Raw genomic sequence first — 22,607 nt, 5'->3', positions numbered from 1 at the left:
TCAACTGATTAAAACTACGGCCTATAGAGGACCGAGGTCAAACCGATCGAGTCAAATCCACTGATTATGCACGGGATTTGCAGGATGCTTCGCAACGACGCGCCGTGTTTCGGCGACGTATTCCAGCAGCCGAATTTGATCCACATCCTGTGGACAAGTTAGCGTGAGGGCGAAAGTTATCCCCAGCCCATCCAAAAAAGGCCGGAGATCGCTACGGTATTGCACACGCAGCGGTGGATAACTCTGTGAATACCTCCGGGCGGCGAGCACGCCGCCGGCCTGACCCGAGTCATCCCGAGGACGACTTCTGTCTCTCGGCCGACGGCATCCAGATGAAAGCGAAGACGGGGAACGATGGCAGGCGGCGAAGAGTCCATTTCTGCGGCATGGCAATCCGTGCTGGGAAAGCTTGAGACGGACGATCGCATCACCCCGCAGCTCTACGGATTCCTCAGTCTGGTCGAGCCCAAGGGGATCATGGCCGGCACCTTCTATCTGGAGGTCCCCAACGAGTTCACCCGGGGCATGATCGAGCAGCGCAGCCGAGTCCCGCTGCTCAGCGCCATCGGTGCGCTCGACGAGACCCTCGCGGTCAACACCTTCGCCATCGTGGTCAACCCAGAGATCCAGCAGGAGACGATGGCCGGCCCGGTCGAGGCGGAGGCCGCACCATATCTGGAGGCCGGGACCCCGATGGTCTCCCCTCCGACCGAGATCACCGCACCGCCGCGCAACGGCGACACGCGTCTCAATTCCAAGTACAGCTTCGACAACTTCGTCATCGGCCAGTCGAACCGCTTCGCGCACGCGGCCGCGGTCGCCGTGGCCGAGGCGCCGGCGAAGGCCTACAACCCCCTCTTCATCTACGGCGACTCGGGGCTCGGCAAGACCCACCTCCTCCACGCCATCGGCCACTACGCGATGAGCCTCTATCCCGGCATCCGCGTCCGGTACGTGTCGAGTGAGGAGTTCACCAACGACTTCATCAACTCGATCGCGAACAACCGCGGCTCCTCCTTCCAGGCGCGCTACCGCAACATCGACATCCTGCTGATCGACGACATCCAGTTCCTGCAGCGTGCGGTGGAGACGCAGGAGGCGTTCTTCCACACCTTCAACACGCTGCACGACCACAACAAGCAGGTCGTCATCACCAGCGACCTGCCGCCGAAGCACCTCACCGGGTTCGAGGACCGGATGCGCTCGCGGTTCGAGTGGGGCCTGATCACCGACGTCCAGGTGCCCGACCTCGAGACCCGCATCGCGATCCTGCGCAAGAAGGCGCAGAGCGAGAAGATCCAGGTGCCCGACGACATCCTCGAATTCATGGCTTCGAAGGTGTCGAGCAACATTCGCGAGCTCGAGGGGACGCTCATCCGCGTCACCGCGTTCGCGAGCCTCAACCGCACCCCCGTCGACATGCCGCTCGTGCAGACGGTGCTCAAGGATCTGATCACGCTCGACGACGACAATGTGATCGCGCCGACGGACATCATCACCAACACGGCCGAGTACTTCAAGCTCAGCGTCGACGACCTCTACGGCTCGAGCCGGTCGCAGGCCGTCGCGACGGCACGCCAGATCGCCATGTATCTGTGCCGCGAGCTGACCAATCTCTCCCTCCCGAAGATCGGTCAGCTCTTCGGTGGACGCGACCACACCACCGTGATGTACGCGAACAAGAAGATCAGCGAGCTCATGAAGGAGCGGCGCTCGATCTACAACCAGGTGACCGAGCTCACCAGCCGCATCAAGCAGAACCACCGCTACGGCAAGTAGCGACGCTCCGCTCCGTCCGGCAACCCATCCGCCCCGGCCACGACCATCGGTCTGAGACCGCGGCGCGGCGACGGCCGATCGCTCGATGCCGACGCGCGCCACGCCGGGCGTCGACGTCGAGTGCGGGACGAGTTATCCCCAGATCTATCCCCAGAGTGGGGAGAGTTCGTTATTAACACGTGTGGATAACTTGTGGAGAAGTTCCGGAAACTCCGTCGTTTAATGGGGACGAACGACGACCGCCTGTGAAAAGGACCTCCGAGGACTTCCACTCGGGATGCGAGTGAACAGGCGGATTCCTCAGCTCATCAACAAGTCGCACCACTGTAGTTCCCTGTGATTTCCAGGCCTCCACAAAGTTATCCACAGTTTCCACAGCGGTTAACACGATTAATGATTAACTCTTCTCAGTTAAGGCCGGGCGACAACCTCAAGCGCTCGAACGAATGACAAACTTCTCGCCCAGAGGGCACGCGCTAGGATTCTTTCGATCCGTATCCGTCAGCTGGCAGGGGTGACTTCGTGAAGTTCCAAGCAAACCGGGATGTCTTCAGCGAGGCCGTCTCCTTCGCAGTGAAGCTCCTTCCGCAGCGGACGACACTGCCCATCCTCAGCGGCGTGCTCATCGAGACCACCGACTCAGGGCTGCAGTTGTCGTCGTTCGACTACGAGGTCTCCGCACAGACGCAGATCCCCGCCGAGGTCGAAGAGCCCGGTCGCGTCCTGGTCTCCGGTCGTCTTCTGGCCGAGATCGCCTCCAAACTCCCCAATGCGCCGGTGCAGTTCTCCACCGAGGACGCCAAGATCAGCGTGCGCGCGGGATCGGCCAACTTCACGTTGCTCTCCATGCCCGTCGAGGAATATCCGAGCATCCCGCAGGTCAGCGGAGAGGCCGGCCTGGTGCCGGCCGAGGAATTCGCCGAGGCCGTGGCACAGGTCGGCGTGGCCGCCTCGCGCGACGATGTGACCCCGGTCATCACCGGCGTCCAGCTCGAGGTCGGCGACAACACGCTCGGTCTGGTGGCCACGGACCGGTACCGCGTCGCCGTCCGGCAGATCGACTGGGACAACGGCACCACCTCGGGGGAGACCCACACCGCCCTCGTGCCCGCCCGCACCCTGACGGAGATCGGCAAGACCTTCGGCCACAGCGGAACCGTGTCGGTCTCGATCACCAACCGCGACGATCGGGAGCTGATCGCCTTCACGGCGGACAAGAAGACCGTGACGTCGCTTCTGATCAAGGGCAACTTCCCGCCGGTACGCCGCCTCTTCCCGGAGCAGGTCGACAACCACGCGGTGCTCAACACCGCCGAACTCATCGAGGCGACCCGTCGTGTCGCCCTCGTCCTCGAGCGCGAAGCCGCGCTCCGCTACACCTTCACCGCCGACGGACTGACGCTGGAAGCGATCGGCTCCGAGCAGGCTCAAGCATCCGAGAGCATCGACGCTCTCCTCACAGGCCAGGAGACCGTGGTTTCGTTGAAGCCGCAGTTCCTGCTCGATGGTCTCGGTGCCGTGCACTCCGAATTCGTGCGCATCTCCTTCACCAAGACCGAGAACCCCAACAAACCGGGACCTGTGCTCATCACGAGCCAGACCTCCAAGGACCAGGCGGGCTCGGACTCCTACAAGTACCTGCTGCAGCCCAACCTGCTCCTGCGCTAGGAACGGTCCCACTCCACGAGAGAAGAAGGACAATCATGCACATCGGCCTCATCGGTCTCGGACGCATGGGCAACAACATGCGTGCCCGTCTCGAGAAGAACGGCATCGAGGTCACCGGCTACGACACCAATCCCGAGGTGTCGGACGTCCCGACCCTGGCCGAGCTGGTCGCCGCGCTCCCCGCGCCGCGCACCGTCTGGGTCATGGTCCCGGCCGGCGAGATCACCGACTCCGTCATCCGCGACCTGGAGCCGCTTCTGGAGAAGGGCGACCTCGTCATCGACGGTGGCAACTCCCGCTTCACCGAGGACTTCACGCACGCCGAGCTGCTCGCCCCCAAGGGGATCGACTTCATGGACGCCGGCGTCTCCGGCGGCATCTGGGGTCTCGAGAACGGCTACGGGCTGATGGTCGGCGGTTCCAAAGAGCAGGTCGAGCGCGTCATGCCCGTCTTCGATGCGCTGCGACCGGAGGGTCCGCGCGAGGAGGGCTTCGTCCACGTCGGCGACGTGGGCGCCGGCCACTACGCGAAGATGGTGCACAACGGCATCGAGTACGCGCTGATGCAGGCGTATGCCGAGGGCTACGAACTCCTCGACACGCGCAAGGACATCATCCACGACGTCACCGGCACCTTCAAGGCGTGGCAGCGCGGAACCGTCGTGCGTTCCTGGCTGCTCGATCTCCTGGTGCGCGCCCTGGAACAGGACCCGGAGTTCGAGCACATCGAGGGCTTCGTGCAGGACTCGGGCGAGGGCCGTTGGACCGTGGAGGAGGCGCTCAACAACGCCGTCCCCGTGCCCACGATCAGCGCCTCGATCTTCGCCCGCTTCGTCTCCCGCCAGACGGACTCGCCCGCGATGAAGGCCGTCGCCGCTCTGCGCAACCAGTTCGGCGGCCACGCGGTGAAGGCCGTCGACTGACGAGCTAACCCTCTGTGCGAGTTACACATCTCTCCCTGACCGACTTCCGCAACTATCGCACCGCGGAGGTGCCGTTCGCGGCCGGCGCGAATCTCTTCGTCGGCCGCAACGGCCAGGGAAAGACGAATCTGGTCGAGTCGCTCGGCTACCTGAGCACCCTCGGGTCGCATCGGGTGTCGAGCGACCAGGCCATGATCCGCAAGGGGGCGGACGCCGCGATCGTCCGCTGCCGCATCCAGCACGAAGAGCGCGAGCTGCTCGTGGAGGTGCAGCTCAACCGCAGCACCGCCAATCGCGCGCAGGTCAACCGTTCGGCGATCAAGCCACGGGAACTGCCGCGGTACTTCTCGAGCGTGCTCTTCGCCCCGGAGGATCTCGCGCTGGTGCGCGGCGAGCCGGGGATCCGTCGCCGGTTCCTCGACCAGCTGCTCATCCAGCGCAACCCGCGCTATGCCGCGGTGATCGCCGACTACGAGCGCGTGCTCAAGCAGCGCAACACCCTGTTGAAGTCGGCGCGGGCGTCGCGGATCAAAGCCGACCAGCTCGGGACGCTGGACATCTGGGACGATCGGCTCGTCGCTCTGGGCTCCGAGCTGATCGATGCCCGGCTGGATCTCGTCGCCCGACTGAGCGAACCCCTCGTGACCGCCTATCGTTCGGTCGCCGGCGACGACCACCATCCGCGCCTCCTCCCGCAGCTCACGATCCGCGGCGCCCACGTCGACGACGAGGACGAAGAGGACAACGATGTCGTAACCGAGTCATCCGGTGTCGACACGGCGGACGTCTTCCGCCAGGGACTCGCCACGGTTCGTCCGAAGGAGCTGGAGCGGGGGCTGACCTTGGTCGGACCGCATCGCGACGACGTGCTCTTCGAGCTCAACGGCCTGCCGGCCAAGGGCTACGCGAGCCATGGCGAGTCCTGGTCCTTCGCCCTCGCCCTCAAGTTGGCGTCGGCTGAGCTGCTGCGGCACGAATCCAGCACCGGCGACCCGGTCCTCATCCTCGACGATGTGTTCGCCGAGCTCGATCAGTCGCGACGTCGGATGCTTGCAACCGCCGTATCCGGTTACGAGCAGGTGCTCATCACGGCGGCGGTCTACGACGACGTCCCGCCCGAGCTCGCCGCCCACACGGTGCGGATCGAGGCCGGGGCGGTGGTGGAGGCCACCGATGCCTGAGAGCACGGGTCCGAGCGAGGCGAGCCTGGTCTACCTCCGGATGAAGGAACTCTTCACCGGGACCCCTGTGCGCAGCCGCCGCGCGAAAGTGCGCGACGACGAGGTGGGCGGCAGCAAGCCGTTCACCGCCGGCCGCGATCCGCGCGGGCTGGGCGACGTGGTCGACGCCCTGGCCGCTCAGCTCGGCTGGACGTCCGCGCTCGCGCAGTCCGATCTCCTGGAGGGATGGCGTGAGCTCGCGGGGGAGGAGACGGCGAAGCACGCCGTTCCGGACGCCATCACGGACGGCGTCCTGGTCGTCCGGTGCGAGTCGACGGCGTGGGCGACGCAGCTGCGGATGATGCGCTCCGAGTTGCTCGTCCGGATCGGCGAGAGGTTCCCGGAGGCCGACATCCAGTCGATCCGCTTCCAGGGACCGGACGCCCCCTCGTGGAAACGCGGTCCCAGGTCGATTCCAGGGCGCGGCCCACGCGATACTTACGGCTGAGTGCACAAAAGAGGTAGCCCGCGCGAAGAAAACGCGTCAGAAGGGCATTTTCCGCCATTTCCCCAGCCCGCGCTTGGTAGAATGGAGAGTCACTGTTGAGTGCGGTCAGGAGCCTAATTTCATATGACGATGGAACCGAACGGGGCCGAGGCGGAACACGACTACGGCGCGAATGAGATCCAGATCCTCGAGGGTCTCGAAGCCGTCCGCAAGCGACCCGGAATGTACATCGGTTCCACCGGTCCACGGGGTCTCCATCACCTGGTCTACGAGATCGTCGACAACTCCGTCGACGAGGCGCTCGCCGGGCACGCCGACAACATCGAGGTCACGATCCTGGCCGACGGCGCCGTGCGCGTCATCGACAACGGCCGTGGCATCCCCGTGGACGAGCACCCGGTGCAGAAGAAGTCGACGGTGGAGGTCGTGCTCACGATCCTGCACGCCGGCGGCAAGTTCGGTGGCGGCGGATACGCCGTCTCCGGCGGTCTGCACGGCGTCGGCAGCTCGGTGGTGAACGCGCTCTCGTCGCGGCTCGACGTCGAGGTCTTCCGACAGGGTTCCGTCTGGCGGCAGAGCTACCGCGACGGTGTGCCGCAGGCGCCGCTCGAGCAGGGCGAGGCGTCGGACCGCACCGGCACGACGATCACGTTCTGGCCCAGCCCGCAGACGTTCGAGACGACCGTCTTCGACTACGACACGCTGCGGACCCGCTTCCAGCAGATGGCGTTCCTCAACAAGGGGCTCCGCATCGCGATCACCGACGAGCGCGCTCCCGAGATCATTCCCGTGGAGGGCGAGATCGAGGAGGAGAGTGAGGAGTTCACCGCGCGCAGCGAGGTGTTCCTCTACGAGCAGGGTCTCACCGACTACGTGCACTACCTCAACTCCGCCAAGAAGGCCGAGGTCGTGCACGACGAGATCATCTCGTTCGAGTCCGAGGACACCGAGCGCAAGATCGCGCTCGAGGTCGCCATGCAGTGGACCACGAGCTACAACGAGAGTGTCTTCACCTACGCCAACACGATCAACACCCACGAGGGTGGAACCCACGAAGAGGGTTTCCGAGCGGCGCTGACCACCCTGGTGAACAAGTACGCCCGCGAGAAGAACATCCTCAAGGAGAAGGACGACAACCTCTCCGGCGACGACGTGCGCGAGGGTCTCACCGCCGTGATCTCGGTGAAGCTCTCGGAGCCGCAGTTCGAGGGGCAGACGAAGACGAAGCTCGGCAACACCGAGGCCAAGGCGTTCGTGCAGAAGGTCGTCGGCGACCAGCTCGCCGATTGGTTCGACCGCAACCCGAACCAGGCCAAGGAGATCATCCGCAAGGCGCTCCAGGCCGCGACCGCCCGCATCGCCGCCCGCAAGGCGCGGGAGACCGCACGCCGCAAGGGGCTGCTCGAGAGCGGCGGGATGCCCGGCAAGCTCAAGGACTGCCAGTCGAAGGACCCGACTCTCTCGGAGATCTTCATCGTCGAGGGCGACTCCGCAGGCGGCTCCGCCGTGCAGGGCCGCAATCCCGAGACGCAGGCGATCCTCCCGCTTCGCGGCAAGATCCTCAACGTGGAGAAGGCCCGGCTCGACCGTGCGCTCGCGAACAACGAGGTGCAAGCGATGATCACCGCGTTCGGCGCGGGCATCGGCGAGGACTTCAACCCGGAGAAGGCGCGCTACCACAAGATCGTGCTCATGGCCGACGCCGACGTCGACGGCCAGCACATCACGACGTTGCTCCTGACCCTTTTGTTCCGCTACATGCGGCCGATGATCGAGCTCGGCTACGTCTACCTGGCGCAGCCGCCGCTCTACCGCCTCAAGTGGTCGAACGCCGAGCACGAGTACGTGTACTCCGACCGGGAGCGCGACGCGTATCTGTCGGACGGCCTCGCCGCCGGCAAGCGCATCCCGAAGGACAACGGCGTGCAGCGCTACAAGGGTCTGGGTGAGATGGACTACAAGGAGCTGTGGGAGACCACCATGAACCCGGAGACGCGCACGCTGCTCCAGGTGACGCTCGACGATGCGGCCGCCGCCGACGAGATCTTCGCCACGCTGATGGGCGAGGACGTCGAGTCGCGCCGCTCGTTCATCCAGACGAACGCGAAGGACGTGCGGTTCCTTGACATCTGATGAATCGACGCCCGACGAGAACGGCACCACGGGAGAGAACATCGTGACGGACGAAGACAACGCCGGCGCCGGTTTCGGCATCCACGGCAGGATCGACCAGGTCGACCTGCAGGCGGAGATGAAGCGCTCCTACCTCGACTACGCCATGAGCGTGATCGTGGGTCGCGCGCTGCCGGAGGTGCGCGACGGCCTGAAGCCCGTGCACCGTCGCGTGATCTACGCGATGTTCGACGGTGGGTACCGCCCCGACAAGGCGTTCTCGAAGTGCGCCCGTGTCGTCGGCGATGTGATGGGTCAGTTCCACCCCCACGGCGACTCGGCGATCTACGACGCGCTCGTGCGTCTCGTGCAGCCGTGGAGCCTCCGCTACCCGCTCGCGCTCGGTCAGGGCAACTTCGGCTCGCCGGGCAACGACGGGGCCGCCGCTCCGCGGTACACCGAGACGAAGATGGCGCCCCTTGCGCTCGAGATGGTCCGCGACATCGACGAGGAGACCGTCGACTTCCAGGACAACTACGATGGGCGCACCCAGGAGCCGGCCGTGCTCCCCAGCCGCTTCCCGAACCTGCTCGTCAATGGCTCGGTCGGCATCGCGGTCGGCATGGCGACGAACATCCCGCCGCACAACCTCCGCGAGGTCGCCGACGGCGCGCTCTGGCACCTGGCCCACCCGGAAGCCTCCCGCGAGGAGCTCCTGGAGGAGCTGATCAAGCGGATCAAGGGACCGGACTTCCCGACCGGCGCGCAGATCCTCGGCGTCAAGGGCATCCAGGACACTTACCGCACCGGCCGCGGCTCCATCACGATGCGGGCCGTCGTCAGCATCGAGGAGATCCAGGGCCGGGTCTGCCTGGTCGTCACCGAGCTGCCGTACCAGGTCAACCCGGACAATCTGGCGATCAAGATCGCCGAGCTGGTGAAGGACGGCCGCGTCGGCGGCATCGCCGACATCCGTGACGAGACCTCGGGCCGCACCGGCCAGCGTCTCGTCATCGTGCTCAAGCGCGACGCGGTGGCGAAGGTCGTGCTCAACAACCTGTACAAGCACACGCAGCTGCAGGAGAACTTCGGCGCCAACATGCTGGCGATCGTGGACAAGGTGCCGCGAACCCTCGCCCTGGATGGGTTCATCACCGCCTGGGTCGACCACCAGATCGAGGTCATCGTCCGGCGTACGCAGTTCCGCCTCCGGAAGAAGGAGGAGCGGGCGCACATCCTGCGCGGCTATCTCAAGGCGCTCGATGCGCTCGACGAGGTCATCGCGCTCATCCGCCGCTCGCCGACGGTCGAGGACGCGCGCGAGGGACTGAAGACCCTCCTCGACGTCGACGACATCCAGGCCGACGCCATCCTGACGATGCAGCTGCGACGTCTCGCCGCACTGGAGCGCCAGAAGATCATCGAGGAGCACGATCAGATCGAGCTCGACATCGCCGAACTCAAGGCGATCCTCGCCGACCCGACCCGTCAGCGCACGATCGTGAGCGAGGAGCTCACCGAGATCGTCGACCGGTTCGGCGACGACCGCCGAACCGAGGTCATGTTCGGCTTCGACGGCGACATGAGCGTCGAGGACCTCATCCCCGAAGAGGAGATGGTGGTCACCGTCACCCGTGGCGGCTACATCAAGCGGACCCGCAGCGACAACTACCGTCAGCAGCACCGCGGCGGCAAGGGCGTCAAGGGCGCACAGCTGCGCGGGGAGGACGTGGTCGACCACTTCTTCGTCACGACGACCCACCACTGGCTGCTCTTCTTCACCAACAAGGGCCGGGTCTACCGCGCCAAGGCGTACGAGGTGCAGGAGGCCGGCCGCGACGCGAAGGGCCAGCACGTCGCCAACCTGCTCGCGATGCAGCCGGACGAGGAGATCGCCGAGATCCTGGACATCCGGGACTACGAGGCGGCGAAGTACCTGGTGCTCGCCACCCGTGACGGGCTGATCAAGAAGACCGCGCTGAGCGAGTACGACACCAACCGCTCCGGCGGCATCATCGCGATCAAGCTCCGCGAGGAGGACGAGCTCGTCTCGGCACTCCTGGTGGAGGAGGACTCCGACCTGCTGCTCGTCTCGCGCAAGGGCATGTCCATCCGCTTCACCGCCTCGGATGAGGCGCTGCGACCGATGGGTCGCTCGACCTCCGGTGTGATCGGAATGCACTTCCGCGGGGAGGACAGCCTGCTCGACGCGTCCGTGGTCTCCGACGAGGGGTTCGTCTTCGTCGTGACCGAGGGCGGGTACGCCAAGCGCACCTCCGCCGACCAGTACCGCCTGCAGAACCGTGGCGGACTGGGCATCAAGGTGGCCAAGTTGAGCGATGATCGCGGCGATCTCGTGGGCGCTCTGATCGTGGACGAGGACGACGAGGTCTTGGTGGTTCTTGCCAGCGGCAAGGTGGTACGCTCTGCCGTGGCCGAGGTACCTGCCAAGGGCCGCGACACCATGGGTGTCGTCTTTGCACGTTTCGCCGAGACCGACAAGATCATCGCTCTGGCAAAGAACACCGAACGCAACCTCGATTCGCAGGATCCAGCGGACGACCAGACTGATGGGTCAGAATCGGAGGCCGTCGGGAAGGAAGAGACCGTAGATGAGCAGTAGCGTCGCCGAGAAACTGGCCAAGAAGTCGTCGCGCCGGCCCGCATCCTCCAAGCAGGTGCGGCTCAAGCTGGTGTACATCGACTTCTGGTCGACCGTGAAGCTCTCCTTCCTCGCCGGGATCTGCCTCGCGATCATCGCGATCGTGGGAACCTTCCTGATCTGGACCGTGCTCGACCGGACCGGGATCTTCGACCAGGTCAACAGCCTGGTGAAGGACATCTCCGGCGCCGGCGGCGGCGACCTGCGCGCCGTACTCGGCCTCGGCCAGGTGATGGGCTTCTCGCTCGTGGTGGCCATCCTCGACATCGTCGTGGTCACCGCACTCGGCGCGGTCTTCGCGCTCCTCTACAACCTTTCCGTGAAGATCACCGGCGGCCTGCTCGTCGGCTTCACCAACAACTGACGATCGAGCCCTGCTCGATTTCGTTTGCGGTGGCAGATCAGGTACCCTCTAATCTGTTGCCCATTCGGGGATATAGCTCAGGCGGTTAGAGCGCTTCGCTGATAACGAAGAGGTCCGAGGTTCAAGTCCTCGTATCCCCACCATGTACACCCACCCGGGGCCTTAGCTCAGTTGGTAGAGCGCCTGCTTTGCAAGCAGGATGTCAGGAGTTCGAATCTCCTAGGCTCCACCCTCCTTCACTCCCTCCTGTGAGCGGCCTTCGTCTCGGTCGTGCGGACCGTCGCGTGATCCTCCGCGGTGAGTTCCATCGGCGCGAGCTCGATGTCGACGCGGTCGATGCGGCCCGTGAACGCGAACGGAGGTCGATAGGCGGGCGTCACCGGTTGCCCGGTGTCCTCGCCGATGCCGAACGTGTCGATGCCGAATCGCGCGAACACCGTCCTGTCGGCGTGCGCCTGCGCGACCGGTGAACCGTCGACCGAGAGCGTGATCGTCCCGCCCTTGCCGATCCCACCCCCGTCGTAGTCGAAGGCGACCCGCACCACACCGGCTCCGACGCTGAGCGGATCCGGCGACGTGACCGAGGTGTAGACGCCGTAGTAGTTGTAGACGAAGGTGGGCACCCCGTCCTCGACGTAGAGCGACATGCCGCCGGCGACTCCGCCGATCGCCATGATCACGCCGCTCGTCTGGCCGCCGTTCGTCTGCAGCCGCGCCTCCAGCGTCCAGCTCCGGTTCTTCATCGAGGGAGCCGCCGTCTCCGGAAGGCGCGTGGCGCCCTCATAGAAGGTGAAGCGGGTGGCGTCCGCCGCGGACCCGGGTGGGTGCGGCTTCGGCTGGAGCAGCCGTCCGACCCCGCGGTCGTCGAGCGGATAGACGTGGTACCGCTCCGCCGCCTCGTCGAACGTCCTTTTGAGCTGCTCGACCCTCTCCGGATGCCGGTCGGCGAGGTCGCTGGCCTCGGTGAAGTCCTGATCGAGGTGGTAGAGCTCCCACCGGTCGTGCTCCCAGCCTCCGGGCGCGATGTCCTGCCGCCAGGGGAGGGTGTGCTGGGCGTTGGCCTTCCAGCCGTCCTGATAGATCGAGCGATTGCTCATGATCTCGAAGTACTGTTCGGTCCGGCCCTCGTAGGCGGGGTCGGTGAAGCTGGAGAGGAAGGATCGTCCGGCGAGGGGCAGCTGGTCGATGCCGTCCACGGTTCCCGGCATCTCGACGCCGGCGGCTTCGTACAGCGTCGGAGCGATGTCGACGAGGTGCAGGAATGGATCGCGTGGCCGCGGGTCGGGCGCGATCCGCGCCGGCCAGCTGACCACCATCGGGTTGCGCGAGCCGCCGAGGTGGGAGGCCACCTGCTTGACCCACTGGAACGGCGTGTTCCCGGCCCAGGCCCACCCGATCGGATAGTGCGGCTCGGTCTCGGGGCCGCCGAGCTTGTCCAGATCGGCGAGGATCTCGTCGATCGTCGGCACGATCCCGTTGAGGTTCTTGATCTCGTCCAGCGTGCCGTCCGGCCCGCCCTCCGCGGACGCGCCGTTGTCACCGACGATGTAGAGCACGAGCGTGTTGTCCGCGTCCGGCAGCCCCTTGATCGCGTCCAGCAATCGCCCCACCTCGTGGTCGGTGAAGGCGAAGTAGCCCGCGTAGTTCTCGAACAGGGCGCAGTAGACCCGCTGCTGTTCCGGCGAGAGCGTGTCCCACTCCTGCACCCAGTCGGGGCGGGGACTGATCCCACTGTCGGGCGGAACGATCCCCATCCTCTTCTGATTCTCGAAGACCTGCTCCCGATACTTCTCCCAGCCCATGTCGAACGCGCCGGCGAACCGGTCCCGCCACGGCTTGGCCACATGATGCGGGGCGTGCATCGCTCCCGGGGCGAAGTAGAGGAAGAACGGCTTGTCCGGACTGACGGACTTCGCGTAGCGCATCCGCGAGATGGCTCGGTCGGTCAGATCCGTCATGAGGTGGTAGCCCTCGTCCGGACCCCGGTCGGGTTCCACTGGCGTCGTGTTCTCGAACAGCACCGGGTAGTACTGGTGCGTCTCGCCGGCATTGAAGCCGTAGAAGTACTCGAAGCCGAGTCCGGTCGGCCAGCGGTCGAAAGGACCGGCCACGCTGGTCTCCCAGTCGGGGGTGTTGTGGTTCTTGCCGAACCACCAGGTCGCGTAGCCGTTGGCTTTGAGCACCTGGGCGATGGTCGCGGTCGATCGGGGGATCATCGTCGTGTAGCTCGGGAACCCGGTCGCCCATTCCATCAGGAAGCCGTTGCCGGCGTCGTGGTGGTTGCGCCCGGTGAGCAGCGCCGCACGGGACGGCCCGCAGACGGCCGTCGTGTGGAAGCGGTTGTAGCGCAGCCCTTCCGACGCGAGCGTGTCGAGATTCGGGGTCGGGATCAGGCCGCCGAACGTCGACGCCTGCCCGAAACCGACGTCGTCGAGCAGGATCACCACGATGTTCGGCGCGTCCGGGCCGGGCTGCGGGAGAGCCGGCCACGCGGCGGTCGACTCCTGGTAGGTCGTGCCCACGACACCCTCGAAGGGCGGATCGGGGATCGGGATCGAGGGACCTGCGGTCGTCGACGCGTCAGTCATACGAGCATTCTGACCACTCGGCGCCGGTGCGTCGAGACTGGATCCAACCGACCGGGCGCCCGCCGCGGCGACTCAGCGGTCGTGGGGCGGTTCGATCGCGCGTGTCGGGAACGGGCTCGAGTAGGCGATGCTCGTCGTCACGCTGCCGAGCGTTCCGACCTTTCCGCTCACCCGCTCGAGGTGGCGCATCGATGTGGCCACCACCTTGAGGATGAAGCAGTCGTCGCCCGTGACGTGGTGGGCCTCCACGACCTCCGGCGTCTCCGCGAGCAGATCGTGGAGCGGGGTGTAGACACTGCTCGGGTAGCGCAGGCGCAGGAACGCGAGGATGCCGTAGCCGAGCCGCTCGGGATCCACGAGCGCGCGGTATCCGGCGATGACCCCGGCCTCCTCGAGACGACGGACGCGTTCGGCGACCGCGCTGCCGGACATGTGCACGGTCCGCGCGAGCTCGGCGATCGACTGTCGGCCGTCCCGCTGGAGCTCGGCGAGGAGGGAGCGGTCGACGGGATCGACCTCGAACGGTGGATTGACGGCCATGCGCAGATTCTTCCACGGGATCGACGGCGTGATCCCGGGAAGACCGTGGATCGTCTGTTCAGTTCGATGATCCACCGCTCTAGCGTTGTGTGCATGACCGATTCGTCCGACGCCACCCGCCACTTCGCCGCCAAGCTGCGCTTCGAGACCGACCCCGCCGATGTGCGCGCGACGCAGCTGGCCGGGGAGGCGTTCGCACTGATCGACACCCGTGGCGAGGGCGCCTGGCGTCAGGGACGTGCGGCGGGAGCGGTACACCTGCCCACCGCGGAGATCGCGGGCCGGGCCGGCGCGCTCGTGCCCGCGGGCACACCCGTCGTCGTGTACTGCTGGGGACCGGGGTGCAACGGCTCGACGAAAGCGGCGCTCGCCTTCAGCCTGCAGGGCTACGAGGTGCGCGAGATGATCGGCGGCTTCGAATACTGGTCACGGGAGGGCCTGCCGGTCGAGGACGAGCACGGCGTGATCACCCGGACGCCCGATCCGCTCACGGCACCGGCCGATGGAGTGAGCTGCGCCTGCTGACGCCGGCCGAGACTCCTACTTGAGCAGCCGCGAGAGCACGCGGTCCGCCAGCGGCTTGCCGCCGGTCTGACAGGTGGGGCAGTACTGCAGCGTGGAATCGGCGAAGATGACCTGCCGGATGGTGTCGCCGCAGACGGGGCACGGCTGGCCGGTGCGGCCGTGGACGCGCAGGCCGGACTTCTTCTCGCCTTTGAGCTCGGAGGCGGCGAGGCCGTCGGCGCGGGCGAGCGCCTCGCGCAGCGTCCACTGCACGGCGTCGTACAACCGGTCGAGCTCATCGTCGGACATCGTCGCGGGCTTGAACGGCGACATCTTCGCCACGTGCAGGATCTCGTCCGAGTAGGCGTTGCCGATCCCGGCGATCAGCGATTGGTTGCGCAGCACGCCCTTGATCTGGGCACGCCCCTGTGCGGCCAGGATCGCGGCGAAGACGTCGCGCGTGAAGGAGGGATCGAGCGGGTCCGGTCCGAGTCGCGCGACGCCGGGGACCTCGGCGGGATCGCGCACCACGGAGAGCGACAGGCTCTTCTTGGTGCCTGCCTCCGTGATGTCGAAACCGGCCCCGTCGTCGAGCACCAGGCGGGCGGCGAGCGGGCCCTTGCCCGGACGGCCGGAGGGCGGAGGCGGAGGGGCGTCGCGCCAGCGGATCCAGCCGGCCCGCGCCAGATGGACGACGACGTGGAGGTCGCCCGCGGCGATGTCGAGGAACTTGCCGTGACGCGAGACTCCCGCGATGGTGAGCCCGTGCAGCGCGTCGACCGGGGGATCGACGGTCTTGAGCGCCGCGAACGCCGCAATGCTCAGCCGATCGATGACACGTCCGGCCAGCCGCCGGTCGAGGTCGGCGGCGAGTGCGGTGACTTCCGGAAGTTCGGGCACCACCCCAGTCTGCCCTTCTCCTCCGACAACGGCAGTAGGGTGTCGCCATGGATATCAGGGTTGCGGCATACGGCGTGATCGTCGACAACGGTCGGATCCTGCTCGCCCACTGGAACGAGGGCGGGCGCTCGGGCTGGACCCTGCCGGGCGGAGGGATCGATCCGGGCGAGGATCCGATCGACGCCGTCGTCCGTGAGATCGCCGAAGAGACGGGATACGAGGCCGTTGCCGGCGATCTGCTCGGCATCGACTCGAAGGTGGTTCCCGCCGAGCAGCGGTTCGTGCCGGACGCCGGCCCGCTTCACGCGCTCCGGATCGTCTATCGCGCATCCGTGGTCGGCGGCAGGCTGACGAACGAGCTCGACGGCTCCACCGACGAGGCGGCGTGGTTCGCCCTCACGGGCATCCCGAACCGGCGCGTCGACCTGGTCGACGTGGCCTTGGGGATGGCCGGACTGCGCTGACGACGCCGTCCGGCGGACGATTAGAGCGTGACGACGTCGCGCCGTTCGCTGGGGATGATGATCCACATCGCGATGTAGGCGATGAACTGGGGGCCGGGAAGCAGGCACGACAGCAGGAACAGCACACGGACCGTGGTGGGCGTGAGTCCGAATCGCTGCGCGAGACCCGCGCAGACACCGCCGAGCACCCGTCCCTGGAGGGGACGCTGGAGAATGTTCATGACTCCAGCGTCGCCCACCGGCACCACGACCGCTATCGGGGAAACCCCCCAATCCACCCCGGGATACCCCGAGGCGGATGCCGCCTGCTACTCCGCTGCGGGAGCGGTGGGCTCCTCGTCGGCGACCCAGAGCTCGTCGTCGGCGCGGAACGTCTGCCACACCGCGTAGAGCAGGCCGGCGGCGGCGATGACGCCGAGGCCGACAGCGATGATCGTGCCGGCGCCCGGACCGGACTTCTTCGGCGCGACCTGCACCTTGCGGGTGAACTCCTTGCGCGCCTGGGCGAAGTCGCCGTTGAACGCGGCCGCACGCGCGGCGCGGGCGTGGTCCACGACCGAGAGGGCGGTGCCGACGACGCCGCCCACAGCGGGGATCACGTCGCCGACGATGCGGTCGCGTGCGTACCCGGCGACATGGCCGGCGGTCTGCGCCGCCGACTGGGCGGCAGGGCGGACGTAGGAGTCGTAGCCCTCACGGACGCGTGGTGCGATCTCCTCGCGCGTGTAGTAGGCGGCCTGCTTGCGGGCCTCGGCGGCGACGGCGTTCGCACCGGCGAGCACCTCCTGCTGCTGACCCCACAGCTCCTCCGCGCTGCTGCGCAGTCGCTTGAGCTCCTTCTTGCGCTTCCGTGTCAGGCTCATTCTGGACCTCCATTGCGTCGGAATAGCGAACCGTCTCCATCTTGCCACCGAAAGGGCTGAGGATGGACCGAGAGCTGAAGACCGGTGCCGCGAACGGGCTAACCCCCTGTGCAAGAATTGGTGCCATGTCTAAGCACACCGCTGTCGCCACGCTCCACACCAACTACGGAGACATCAAGGTCAACCTCTTCGGCAACCACGCGCCGAAGACGGTGCGGAACTTCGTGGGCCTGGCGACCGGTGAGACCGAGTGGACCCACCCCGCCACCGGCGAGAAGACCAACACTCCGCTCTACGACGGCGTGATCTTCCACCGCATCATCCCCGGCTTCATGATCCAGGGCGGCGACCCGCTCGGCCAGGGCATCGGCGGACCGGGCTACCAGTTCGACGACGAGATCAACCCCGAGCTCGACTTCACGCAGTCCTACATGCTCGCCATGGCCAACGCCGGCATCCAGGGCGGACGCGGCACCAACGGCTCGCAGTTCTTCATCACGGTCGGACCGACCACCTGGCTCCAGGGCAAGCACACCATCTTCGGCGAGGTCGCGGACGACGCGTCGCGCAAGATCGTCGACAAGCTCGCCGAGGTGCCCACGGACGCCCGCGACCGGCCGCTCGACGACGTCGTCATCGAGTCGGTCGAGATCGAGCAGGTCTGAGACCGGACGGGCGAGTCGGAAGAATGTCTCAGCCCGTCGACGCGCGAGCGAGCTACTGCTATCGCCACCCGGACCGGGTCAGCTACGTGCTGTGCCAGCGGTGCGGGCGGACGATCTGCGGTGAGTGCCAGACCCCCGGAGCGGTCGGTTTCGTCTGCCCGGAGTGCATGGCGGAGCAGCGCGCCACCGCGCCCAAGACGAAGCCGGCCTGGATCCCCCGGCTGACCGGTCAGGGTGCGCCCGTCGTCACGTATGCGATCATCGCGCTCTGCGTGGTCGTGTACATCCTGCAGTCGCTCCCCGTGATCGGGAGCCAGGTGACGCTTGCCATCCAGTACGCGGGCGCGTACTCATACCCGTCTGGAACCGTTGCCGCCCTCCCGTTCGAGCCGTGGCGGATGTTCACCTCGGTGTTCGCGCACGCGAGCATCATCCACATCGCGCTCAACATGTACACGCTGTGGATCTTCGGAAGCATCCTCGAGCCGATGCTCGGGAGGCTGCGCTTCCTCGTGCTGTTCCTGATCAGCGGCTTCGCGGGATCGCTCGGCGTGCTGCTGCTGAGCAGCCCGCTCCAGCCGGTCGTGGGAGCCTCTGGAGCGATCTTCGGCCTGTTCGGCGCGTTCTTCATCATCCAGCGCCGGCTGGGCGGGAACGCGACCCAGATCCTGGTGCTGATGGTGCTCAACATCGCCATCGGCTTCCTCCCCGGGCTCAACATCGCCTGGCAGGCGCACGTCGGCGGTCTGGTCGGCGGCATCCTCGTGGGCCTGATCTACGTCGAGACGCGCAAGCCCTCCCGGCGGTCCCTCCAGCTGCCGCTGGTGATCGTCCTGAGCGTGCTGCTGATCGCCCTCAGCCTGATCCGCTTCCTGTAACCGTCATGTCCACAGCCGGTCCAGCGGCGTGGATAAGTTATCCACAGGTTTGTTAACAGTGGGGATAATTACACGCGTGTAACTCTCCACAGGCTTATTAACACTGGGGAGAACGGCCTCCATGGAGTTCTCCTCAGTGTGGATAAGACGGTGTGGATAACTGTGGAAACAAAGGAAGCCCGGTCCATCGCGGACCGGGCTTCTCGACGCGCAGCGTCGGACGGAGAAGGAGCGGCGTCAGCGCCACCGGGTGGTCATGAGGAAGCCGATGAAGGCGATGCCGAAGCCGACGAGGATGTTCCACGCGCCGAGCGCCGGGATGGGGAGCTGATTCTGGCTCACGTAGAAGACGATGATCCAGACCAGTCCGAGCAGCATGAAGCCGAACATCACCGGCTTGAACCAGACGGGGTTGGGCGCTTCTTCTCCGGAGGCGGCTGCGGTCCGCTCGGTGCGCTCGGGCTTGATCTTCGACTTGCTGCGTGCCATAGCACCACAGTGTAGCGGGACCGGTCTGAGCGTTCCGAAGCTTCTCGCCGACAACGGGCTCGAAAGCGGGCATCCGGCGGGGCTACGCCCAGGTTTTCCTCGTAGAATCTGCCATATGGCGGATCCGACCCAACCCGAGATGCGTCGTCCGCGCGGATCCGATCGACGCGCCCCCCAGGGGGAGTCGAAGGGCCGGGGCACGAAGGCCCGCAAGCCGCCTCGTCGCCCGACCGTGGTCGGAGTCCTCGGCGAGCTGCTGATCACGGCCGGTGTGCTCGTCCTGCTCTTCCTCGGCTGGCAGATGTGGTGGAACAACCTCGTCGTCGACAACCAGCAGAGTTCCGCCGCGGCGACTCAGAGTCAGCAGTGGCTCCAGGATGCCCTCAAGGCGCCGAAGCCGACTCCGACTCCCGATGCCAACGGTGCGGTCGACATCCCGGTCATGGCCCAGCCGGCCGACTACGAGGCGTTCGCCGTGCTCTACATCCCCCGGCTCGGTGCGGACTGGAAGCGCACCATCCGCCAGACGGTCGACGTGGAGAAGGTGCTCAACAGCTACACGGCCGGTGTCGGACACTACAGCGACACGCAGATGCCCGGTCAGGTGGGCAACTTCGCGGTGGCCGGTCACGACAGCGGCTGGGGGAACACCTTCATCGACCTCTCCAAGCTGCACATCGGGGACAAGATCTACGTCCAGACGAAGGACGGCTGGTACACCTATGTCTTCCGCAACTTCGAGTACGTGCAGCCGTCCGCCGTCCAGGTGCTCCTCCCGGTGCCGCGACAGCCGGCAGCGACCCCGACGGAGCGGCTCATGACGATCACCACCTGCAACCCGCCGTTCGCGGCCGGCGAGCGGTTGATCGCCTACAACGTGTTCGACAGCTATGCACCGGCGCAGGACGTGCCGAGCGAGCTCGCCGGGGTGCCCGGCCTCAGCACCAGTCAGGGAGGCTGACATGTACGCTGCGCTGTGGCGCATCCTGCCCGGACCGGTCTGGCTGCGCATCATCATCCTGCTGGTCCTGGTGGTCGCCGTGCTGTTCGCCTTGGTGACCTGGGCCTTCCCCTGGGTGGATTCGCTCTTGGGTCCGCAGGAAGGTACCGTGGGGCCGTGACCCGCGTACTCGTCATCGACAACTACGACAGCTTCGTCTACACGCTGAACGGATACCTCCGGGAGCTCGGCGCGCAGACGGACGTCGTACGCAACGACGACATCGCGGCGGCCGACATCCCGGCCCGTCTGGCGGAGTACGACGCCGTGCTGATCTCGCCCGGACCCGGCACGCCCGCGGATGCCGGCGTGTCGATCCCGGTGGTGACGCAGGCGTTCGCCACGGGGCAGCCGCTGCTCGGCGTGTGCCTCGGCCACCAGGCGATCGCCGAGGCGTTCGGCGGAGTGGTCACGAATGCCGAAGAGCTCATGCACGGCAAGACGTCGCAGGTCGGTCACGACGACAGCACGCTCTTCACGGGCGTCCCGCAGCCGTTCACGGCGACCCGCTATCACTCGCTGGCCGTCGTCGACGGCACCCTCCCGGACGAGCTCGTCATCACGGCGCGCACCCCGGGCGGCGTGATCATGGCGCTGCAGCATCGGGAGGCCCCGATCTACGGCGTGCAGTTCCACCCGGAGTCGGTGCTCACCGAGGGCGGCTACCGGATGCTCGGCAACTGGCTCGAGGTCGCCGGCCTGGCCGGCGCCGCGGAGGCGTCGCGGGCGCTGAACCCGCTGGTCAAGCTCGGCTGAACCGGCATCGCCCGCGAGGGGCGGACCGACTCACCCCGCCTCGGCTCAGCCCGAGCAGTACGTCAGGTCGACGGACGAGCCCTGCGGAACGTCGCCGGGTGCCACGGACTGCGAGTGCACGAGCGGTGCTCCGGAGTCCTGCGGGCAGGACGGGTCGGGCTTCGGGTTGCCGGTGAGACCCAGCTGAGACAGGATGCCGGTCGCCGCCTGGATGGTCTGCCCGGTCAGGTCGGTCAGCGTCACCTTGCCGCTCGACACCGTGAGCGAGATCGGGTCGCCCTCGTGCGCCTTGCCGGTCGACGCCGGATCGGTCGAGATCACGATGTCGGCCGCGACGGAGGACGAGTTCTCCGTCGTGACCGGGCCGATCGCGAGACCGGCCGCGGTGATCGCCGCCTTCGCCGCGTCCAGCGTCATGTTGTGGACGTCCGGGACGGCGACCGTCTTCTTGCCCGTCGAGACGTAGAGGTTGATGGTGTCGCCGGTCGCGACCACGATCCCGGCGCCGGGATCGCTGCGGATGATCTGGCCTTCGGCGTAGGTGGAGCTCGTCTCGGTGGTCTGTGTCCACTTGAGCTTCATCTTTTCGAGCGTCGCCGTGGCCTCGTCGACGGTCTGCCCCGACAGGCTGGGGACCGTGCGGGAGGTCTCGGGCATGGTCGTGGTGGGCGCGAGGCGGAGCACCCAGGCGAGCACGGCGACGATGACGACGGCCATCACCGCGATGCCGGCCCAGATCCAGATCACCGGGGGGCGGCGCTGGGTGCGCGTCATCGTCTGGTCCTCGGCGAGCTGCCGGAACGCGGCCTCCGGTCCGGACACCGAACTCGGCGGGGCGCCGAACAGGGTCTCGGCGAACTCGTCCGTCTCCTTGTGCACCGGGATCCGGCCCGCTGCGGCCTCCTCGAGGTCGGCGCGGAACTCGGCCACCGTCTGATAGCGCTCGAAGCGATCCTTCGTCAGCGCCCGGGCGACGACGACGTCCATCGCCGGCGAGACCTTGGGGTTGATGGTGCTCGGCGCGACCGGGGCCTCGCTGACGTGCTGGTAGGCGACGGCCACCGGGGTGTCCCCGCGGAACGGAGGCCGGCCGGCGAGCATCTCGAACAGCACGACGCCGGTGGAGTAGAGATCTGTGCGGGCATCGACCGACTCGCCCTTCGCCTGCTCCGGCGAGAAGTAGCTGGCCGTGCCGAGCACGGCGGTGGTCTGGGCCACGGTGGCCGAGGAGTCGCTGATCGCGCGTGCGATCCCGAAGTCCATCACCTTGACCTGACCGGTCTTGGTGATCATCACGTTGCCCGGCTTGATGTCGCGGTGCACGACTCCCGCGCGGTGCGAGTACTCGAGCGCCGTGAGGATGCCCTCGGTGATGCGGACCGCTTCGGAGACCTCGAGCGGGCCCTTCTTGATCAGGTCCTTCAGGAGGATGCCGTCGACGAACTCCATCACGATGAACGGCAGCTGCGCCTCGTGGCCGCTCGGCTCGTGGACCGTCTCCTCGCCCGCGTCGAACACGCGCACGATGGTGGGGTGGGCCATGCGCGCGGCCGCCTGGGCCTCCTGTCGGAAGCGCGTGCGGAACGCCGGGTCCGTCGCCAGGGACGGCTTCAGGAGTTTGATCGCCACGGTGCGCCCCAGCCGGGTGTCCGTGCCGCGATGCACGTCCGACATCCCGCCGCGCCCGACCAGTTCGCCCAGCTGATATCGGCCTGCGAGCAGGCGGCTATCTGGGCTCAATGCGGACTCCTTCTCAGGCGGTGGCTGTCGGATAGTGTATCGGG

22 protein-coding genes and 2 tRNA genes are annotated in these 22,607 nt (G+C 66.7%); 17 read left to right on the top strand and 7 right to left on the bottom strand.

Annotated elements, in window-relative coordinates; translation table 11 throughout:
- The first annotated feature begins 354 nt into the window (after positions 1-354).
- The 10 genes from dnaA (at position 355) to U870_RS0120555 (ending at position 11,405) form a co-directional block, all read left to right on the top strand.
- On the top strand, positions 355-1,779 hold the full coding sequence (dnaA, locus tag U870_RS0120600; RefSeq protein ID WP_025159248.1) for a chromosomal replication initiator protein DnaA: 1,425 nt from the start codon (positions 355-357) through the stop codon (positions 1,777-1,779).
- 522 nt (positions 1,780-2,301) lie between these two features.
- Positions 2,302-3,447, top strand: coding sequence for a DNA polymerase III subunit beta (gene dnaN / locus U870_RS0120595; RefSeq protein ID WP_025159247.1), 1,146 nt, complete (start codon positions 2,302-2,304; stop codon positions 3,445-3,447).
- A 35-nt stretch (positions 3,448-3,482) separates the two neighbouring features.
- Complete coding sequence (gnd, locus tag U870_RS0120590; protein ID WP_025159246.1) at positions 3,483-4,370, top strand: phosphogluconate dehydrogenase (NAD(+)-dependent, decarboxylating); 888 nt, start codon at positions 3,483-3,485, stop codon at positions 4,368-4,370.
- A gap of 14 nt (positions 4,371-4,384) precedes the next feature.
- The gene (gene recF, locus U870_RS0120585) at positions 4,385-5,551 is read left to right on the top strand and encodes a DNA replication/repair protein RecF (protein WP_025159245.1); all 1,167 of its coding nucleotides are present in this window, start codon (positions 4,385-4,387) and stop codon (positions 5,549-5,551) included.
- On the top strand, positions 5,544-6,038 hold the full coding sequence (locus tag U870_RS0120580) for a DUF721 domain-containing protein (RefSeq protein ID WP_025159244.1): 495 nt from the start codon (positions 5,544-5,546) through the stop codon (positions 6,036-6,038). The genes recF and U870_RS0120580 overlap by 8 nt, the downstream gene beginning before the upstream one ends.
- A 123-nt stretch (positions 6,039-6,161) precedes the next feature.
- On the top strand, positions 6,162-8,171 hold the full coding sequence (gene gyrB, locus U870_RS0120575; protein WP_025159243.1) for a DNA topoisomerase (ATP-hydrolyzing) subunit B: 2,010 nt from the start codon (positions 6,162-6,164) through the stop codon (positions 8,169-8,171).
- A gap of 43 nt (positions 8,172-8,214) precedes the next feature.
- Positions 8,215-10,773, top strand: a complete 2,559-nt coding sequence (gene gyrA, locus U870_RS0120570) for a DNA gyrase subunit A (RefSeq protein ID WP_025159242.1) — start codon at positions 8,215-8,217, stop codon at positions 10,771-10,773.
- Positions 10,763-11,176 (top strand): DUF3566 domain-containing protein, encoded by a 414-nt coding sequence (locus U870_RS0120565; RefSeq protein WP_025159241.1) that lies wholly within the window; start codon positions 10,763-10,765, stop codon positions 11,174-11,176. Before gyrA ends, U870_RS0120565 begins: the two co-directional genes overlap by 11 nt.
- A 66-nt stretch (positions 11,177-11,242) precedes the next feature.
- Positions 11,243-11,319: transfer RNA gene (locus U870_RS0120560), tRNA-Ile, on the top strand.
- A gap of 13 nt (positions 11,320-11,332) precedes the next feature.
- Positions 11,333-11,405: transfer RNA gene (locus tag U870_RS0120555), tRNA-Ala, on the top strand.
- A gap of 7 nt (positions 11,406-11,412) precedes the next feature.
- Here U870_RS0120555 and U870_RS0120550 read toward each other — a convergent pair.
- Together U870_RS0120550 and U870_RS0120545 are read right to left on the bottom strand one after the other, a co-directional pair.
- Entirely contained in the window at positions 11,413-13,764 is a 2,352-nt protein-coding gene (locus U870_RS0120550) for an arylsulfatase (RefSeq protein ID WP_025159240.1), read from the bottom strand.
- 72 nt (positions 13,765-13,836) lie between these two features.
- Complete coding sequence (locus U870_RS0120545) at positions 13,837-14,304, bottom strand: Lrp/AsnC family transcriptional regulator (RefSeq protein WP_025159239.1); 468 nt, start codon at positions 14,302-14,304, stop codon at positions 13,837-13,839.
- A 93-nt stretch (positions 14,305-14,397) separates the two neighbouring features.
- Here U870_RS0120545 and U870_RS0120540 point away from each other — a divergent pair, with 93 nt between their 5' ends.
- Positions 14,398-14,829, top strand: coding sequence for a rhodanese-like domain-containing protein (locus U870_RS0120540; protein WP_025159238.1), 432 nt, complete (start codon positions 14,398-14,400; stop codon positions 14,827-14,829).
- Positions 14,830-14,844: 15 nt separating this feature from the next.
- Here the strand turns inward: U870_RS0120540 and U870_RS0120535 are convergent, their stop codons facing one another.
- On the bottom strand, positions 14,845-15,708 hold the full coding sequence (locus U870_RS0120535; protein WP_025159237.1) for an Fpg/Nei family DNA glycosylase: 864 nt from the start codon (positions 15,706-15,708) through the stop codon (positions 14,845-14,847).
- A gap of 47 nt (positions 15,709-15,755) precedes the next feature.
- On the opposite strand from U870_RS0120535, the gene U870_RS0120530 reads away from it, so the two are divergent.
- Positions 15,756-16,172: an NUDIX hydrolase gene (locus tag U870_RS0120530; RefSeq protein ID WP_025159236.1), complete on the top strand. Its 417-nt coding sequence runs from the start codon at positions 15,756-15,758 to the stop codon at positions 16,170-16,172.
- Positions 16,173-16,192: 20 nt separating this feature from the next.
- Here the strand turns inward: U870_RS0120530 and U870_RS0120525 are convergent, their stop codons facing one another.
- Together U870_RS0120525 and U870_RS0120520 are read right to left on the bottom strand one after the other, a co-directional pair.
- Positions 16,193-16,393 carry a PspC domain-containing protein gene (locus U870_RS0120525; protein WP_025159235.1) on the bottom strand — a complete coding sequence of 67 codons (201 nt, stop codon included), beginning with the start codon at positions 16,391-16,393 and terminating at the stop codon, positions 16,193-16,195.
- An 87-nt stretch (positions 16,394-16,480) separates the two neighbouring features.
- The gene (locus tag U870_RS0120520) at positions 16,481-17,035 is read right to left on the bottom strand and encodes a hypothetical protein (protein ID WP_025159234.1); all 555 of its coding nucleotides are present in this window, start codon (positions 17,033-17,035) and stop codon (positions 16,481-16,483) included.
- 125 nt (positions 17,036-17,160) lie between these two features.
- Here U870_RS0120520 and U870_RS0120515 point away from each other — a divergent pair, with 125 nt between their 5' ends.
- Both U870_RS0120515 and U870_RS0120510 read left to right on the top strand, forming a co-directional pair.
- Complete coding sequence (locus U870_RS0120515; protein ID WP_025159233.1) at positions 17,161-17,700, top strand: peptidylprolyl isomerase; 540 nt, start codon at positions 17,161-17,163, stop codon at positions 17,698-17,700.
- A 23-nt stretch (positions 17,701-17,723) separates the two neighbouring features.
- Positions 17,724-18,578, top strand: coding sequence for a rhomboid family intramembrane serine protease (locus tag U870_RS0120510; protein ID WP_025159232.1), 855 nt, complete (start codon positions 17,724-17,726; stop codon positions 18,576-18,578).
- Positions 18,579-18,815: 237 nt separating this feature from the next.
- Here the strand turns inward: U870_RS0120510 and U870_RS0120505 are convergent, their stop codons facing one another.
- Positions 18,816-19,067, bottom strand: coding sequence for a cell division protein CrgA (locus U870_RS0120505; protein WP_025159231.1), 252 nt, complete (start codon positions 19,065-19,067; stop codon positions 18,816-18,818).
- 115 nt (positions 19,068-19,182) lie between these two features.
- Here U870_RS0120505 and U870_RS0120500 point away from each other — a divergent pair, with 115 nt between their 5' ends.
- Genes U870_RS0120500 through U870_RS0120490 form a run of 3 tightly spaced genes read left to right on the top strand, consistent with a single transcriptional unit; the run spans position 19,183 to position 20,823 of the window.
- Complete coding sequence (locus U870_RS0120500; RefSeq protein ID WP_240183768.1) at positions 19,183-20,028, top strand: class E sortase; 846 nt, start codon at positions 19,183-19,185, stop codon at positions 20,026-20,028.
- A gap of 1 nt (position 20,029) precedes the next feature.
- Positions 20,030-20,188, top strand: coding sequence for a hypothetical protein (locus U870_RS24720; RefSeq protein ID WP_043710616.1), 159 nt, complete (start codon positions 20,030-20,032; stop codon positions 20,186-20,188).
- The gene (locus tag U870_RS0120490; RefSeq protein WP_025159229.1) at positions 20,185-20,823 is read left to right on the top strand and encodes an anthranilate synthase component II; all 639 of its coding nucleotides are present in this window, start codon (positions 20,185-20,187) and stop codon (positions 20,821-20,823) included. Before U870_RS24720 ends, U870_RS0120490 begins: the two co-directional genes overlap by 4 nt.
- Before the next feature lie 45 nt (positions 20,824-20,868).
- Here the strand turns inward: U870_RS0120490 and pknB are convergent, their stop codons facing one another.
- Positions 20,869-22,563 carry a Stk1 family PASTA domain-containing Ser/Thr kinase gene (gene pknB / locus U870_RS0120485; RefSeq protein WP_025159228.1) on the bottom strand — a complete coding sequence of 565 codons (1,695 nt, stop codon included), beginning with the start codon at positions 22,561-22,563 and terminating at the stop codon, positions 20,869-20,871.
- Between the last annotated feature and the right edge of the window lie 44 nt (positions 22,564-22,607).

Origin of the sequence: Leifsonia aquatica H1aii (assembly GCF_000633535.1) — a bacterium.
Classification (GTDB): Bacteria; Actinomycetota; Actinomycetes; order Actinomycetales; family Microbacteriaceae; genus Leifsonia; species Leifsonia aquatica_A.
Note: the sequence above shows the minus strand (reverse complement) of the source record. Positions and strands in the feature narration are given on the sequence as shown.

What these genes read in the sequence shown, in the direction of transcription:
- U870_RS0120510 (WP_025159232.1), top strand. Translation starts at nt 17,724, where the DNA reads ATGTCTCAGCCCGTCGACGCGCGAGCGAGCTACTGCTATCGCCACCCG.
- U870_RS0120525 (WP_025159235.1), bottom strand. Translation starts at nt 16,393, where the DNA reads ATGAACATTCTCCAGCGTCCCCTCCAGGGACGGGTGCTCGGCGGTGTC.
- U870_RS24720 (WP_043710616.1), top strand. Translation starts at nt 20,030, where the DNA reads ATGTACGCTGCGCTGTGGCGCATCCTGCCCGGACCGGTCTGGCTGCGC.
- dnaA (WP_025159248.1), top strand. Translation starts at nt 355, where the DNA reads ATGGCAGGCGGCGAAGAGTCCATTTCTGCGGCATGGCAATCCGTGCTG.
- U870_RS0120520 (WP_025159234.1), bottom strand. Translation starts at nt 17,035, where the DNA reads ATGAGCCTGACACGGAAGCGCAAGAAGGAGCTCAAGCGACTGCGCAGC.
- U870_RS0120505 (WP_025159231.1), bottom strand. Translation starts at nt 19,067, where the DNA reads ATGGCACGCAGCAAGTCGAAGATCAAGCCCGAGCGCACCGAGCGGACC.
- gnd (WP_025159246.1), top strand. Translation starts at nt 3,483, where the DNA reads ATGCACATCGGCCTCATCGGTCTCGGACGCATGGGCAACAACATGCGT.
- gyrB (WP_025159243.1), top strand. Translation starts at nt 6,162, where the DNA reads ATGACGATGGAACCGAACGGGGCCGAGGCGGAACACGACTACGGCGCG.
- U870_RS0120550 (WP_025159240.1), bottom strand. Translation starts at nt 13,764, where the DNA reads ATGACTGACGCGTCGACGACCGCAGGTCCCTCGATCCCGATCCCCGAT.
- U870_RS0120545 (WP_025159239.1), bottom strand. Translation starts at nt 14,304, where the DNA reads ATGGCCGTCAATCCACCGTTCGAGGTCGATCCCGTCGACCGCTCCCTC.
- U870_RS0120565 (WP_025159241.1), top strand. Translation starts at nt 10,763, where the DNA reads ATGAGCAGTAGCGTCGCCGAGAAACTGGCCAAGAAGTCGTCGCGCCGG.
- U870_RS0120530 (WP_025159236.1), top strand. Translation starts at nt 15,756, where the DNA reads ATGGATATCAGGGTTGCGGCATACGGCGTGATCGTCGACAACGGTCGG.
- U870_RS0120540 (WP_025159238.1), top strand. Translation starts at nt 14,398, where the DNA reads ATGACCGATTCGTCCGACGCCACCCGCCACTTCGCCGCCAAGCTGCGC.
- U870_RS0120500 (WP_240183768.1), top strand. Translation starts at nt 19,183, where the DNA reads ATGGCGGATCCGACCCAACCCGAGATGCGTCGTCCGCGCGGATCCGAT.
- U870_RS0120580 (WP_025159244.1), top strand. Translation starts at nt 5,544, where the DNA reads ATGCCTGAGAGCACGGGTCCGAGCGAGGCGAGCCTGGTCTACCTCCGG.
- U870_RS0120515 (WP_025159233.1), top strand. Translation starts at nt 17,161, where the DNA reads ATGTCTAAGCACACCGCTGTCGCCACGCTCCACACCAACTACGGAGAC.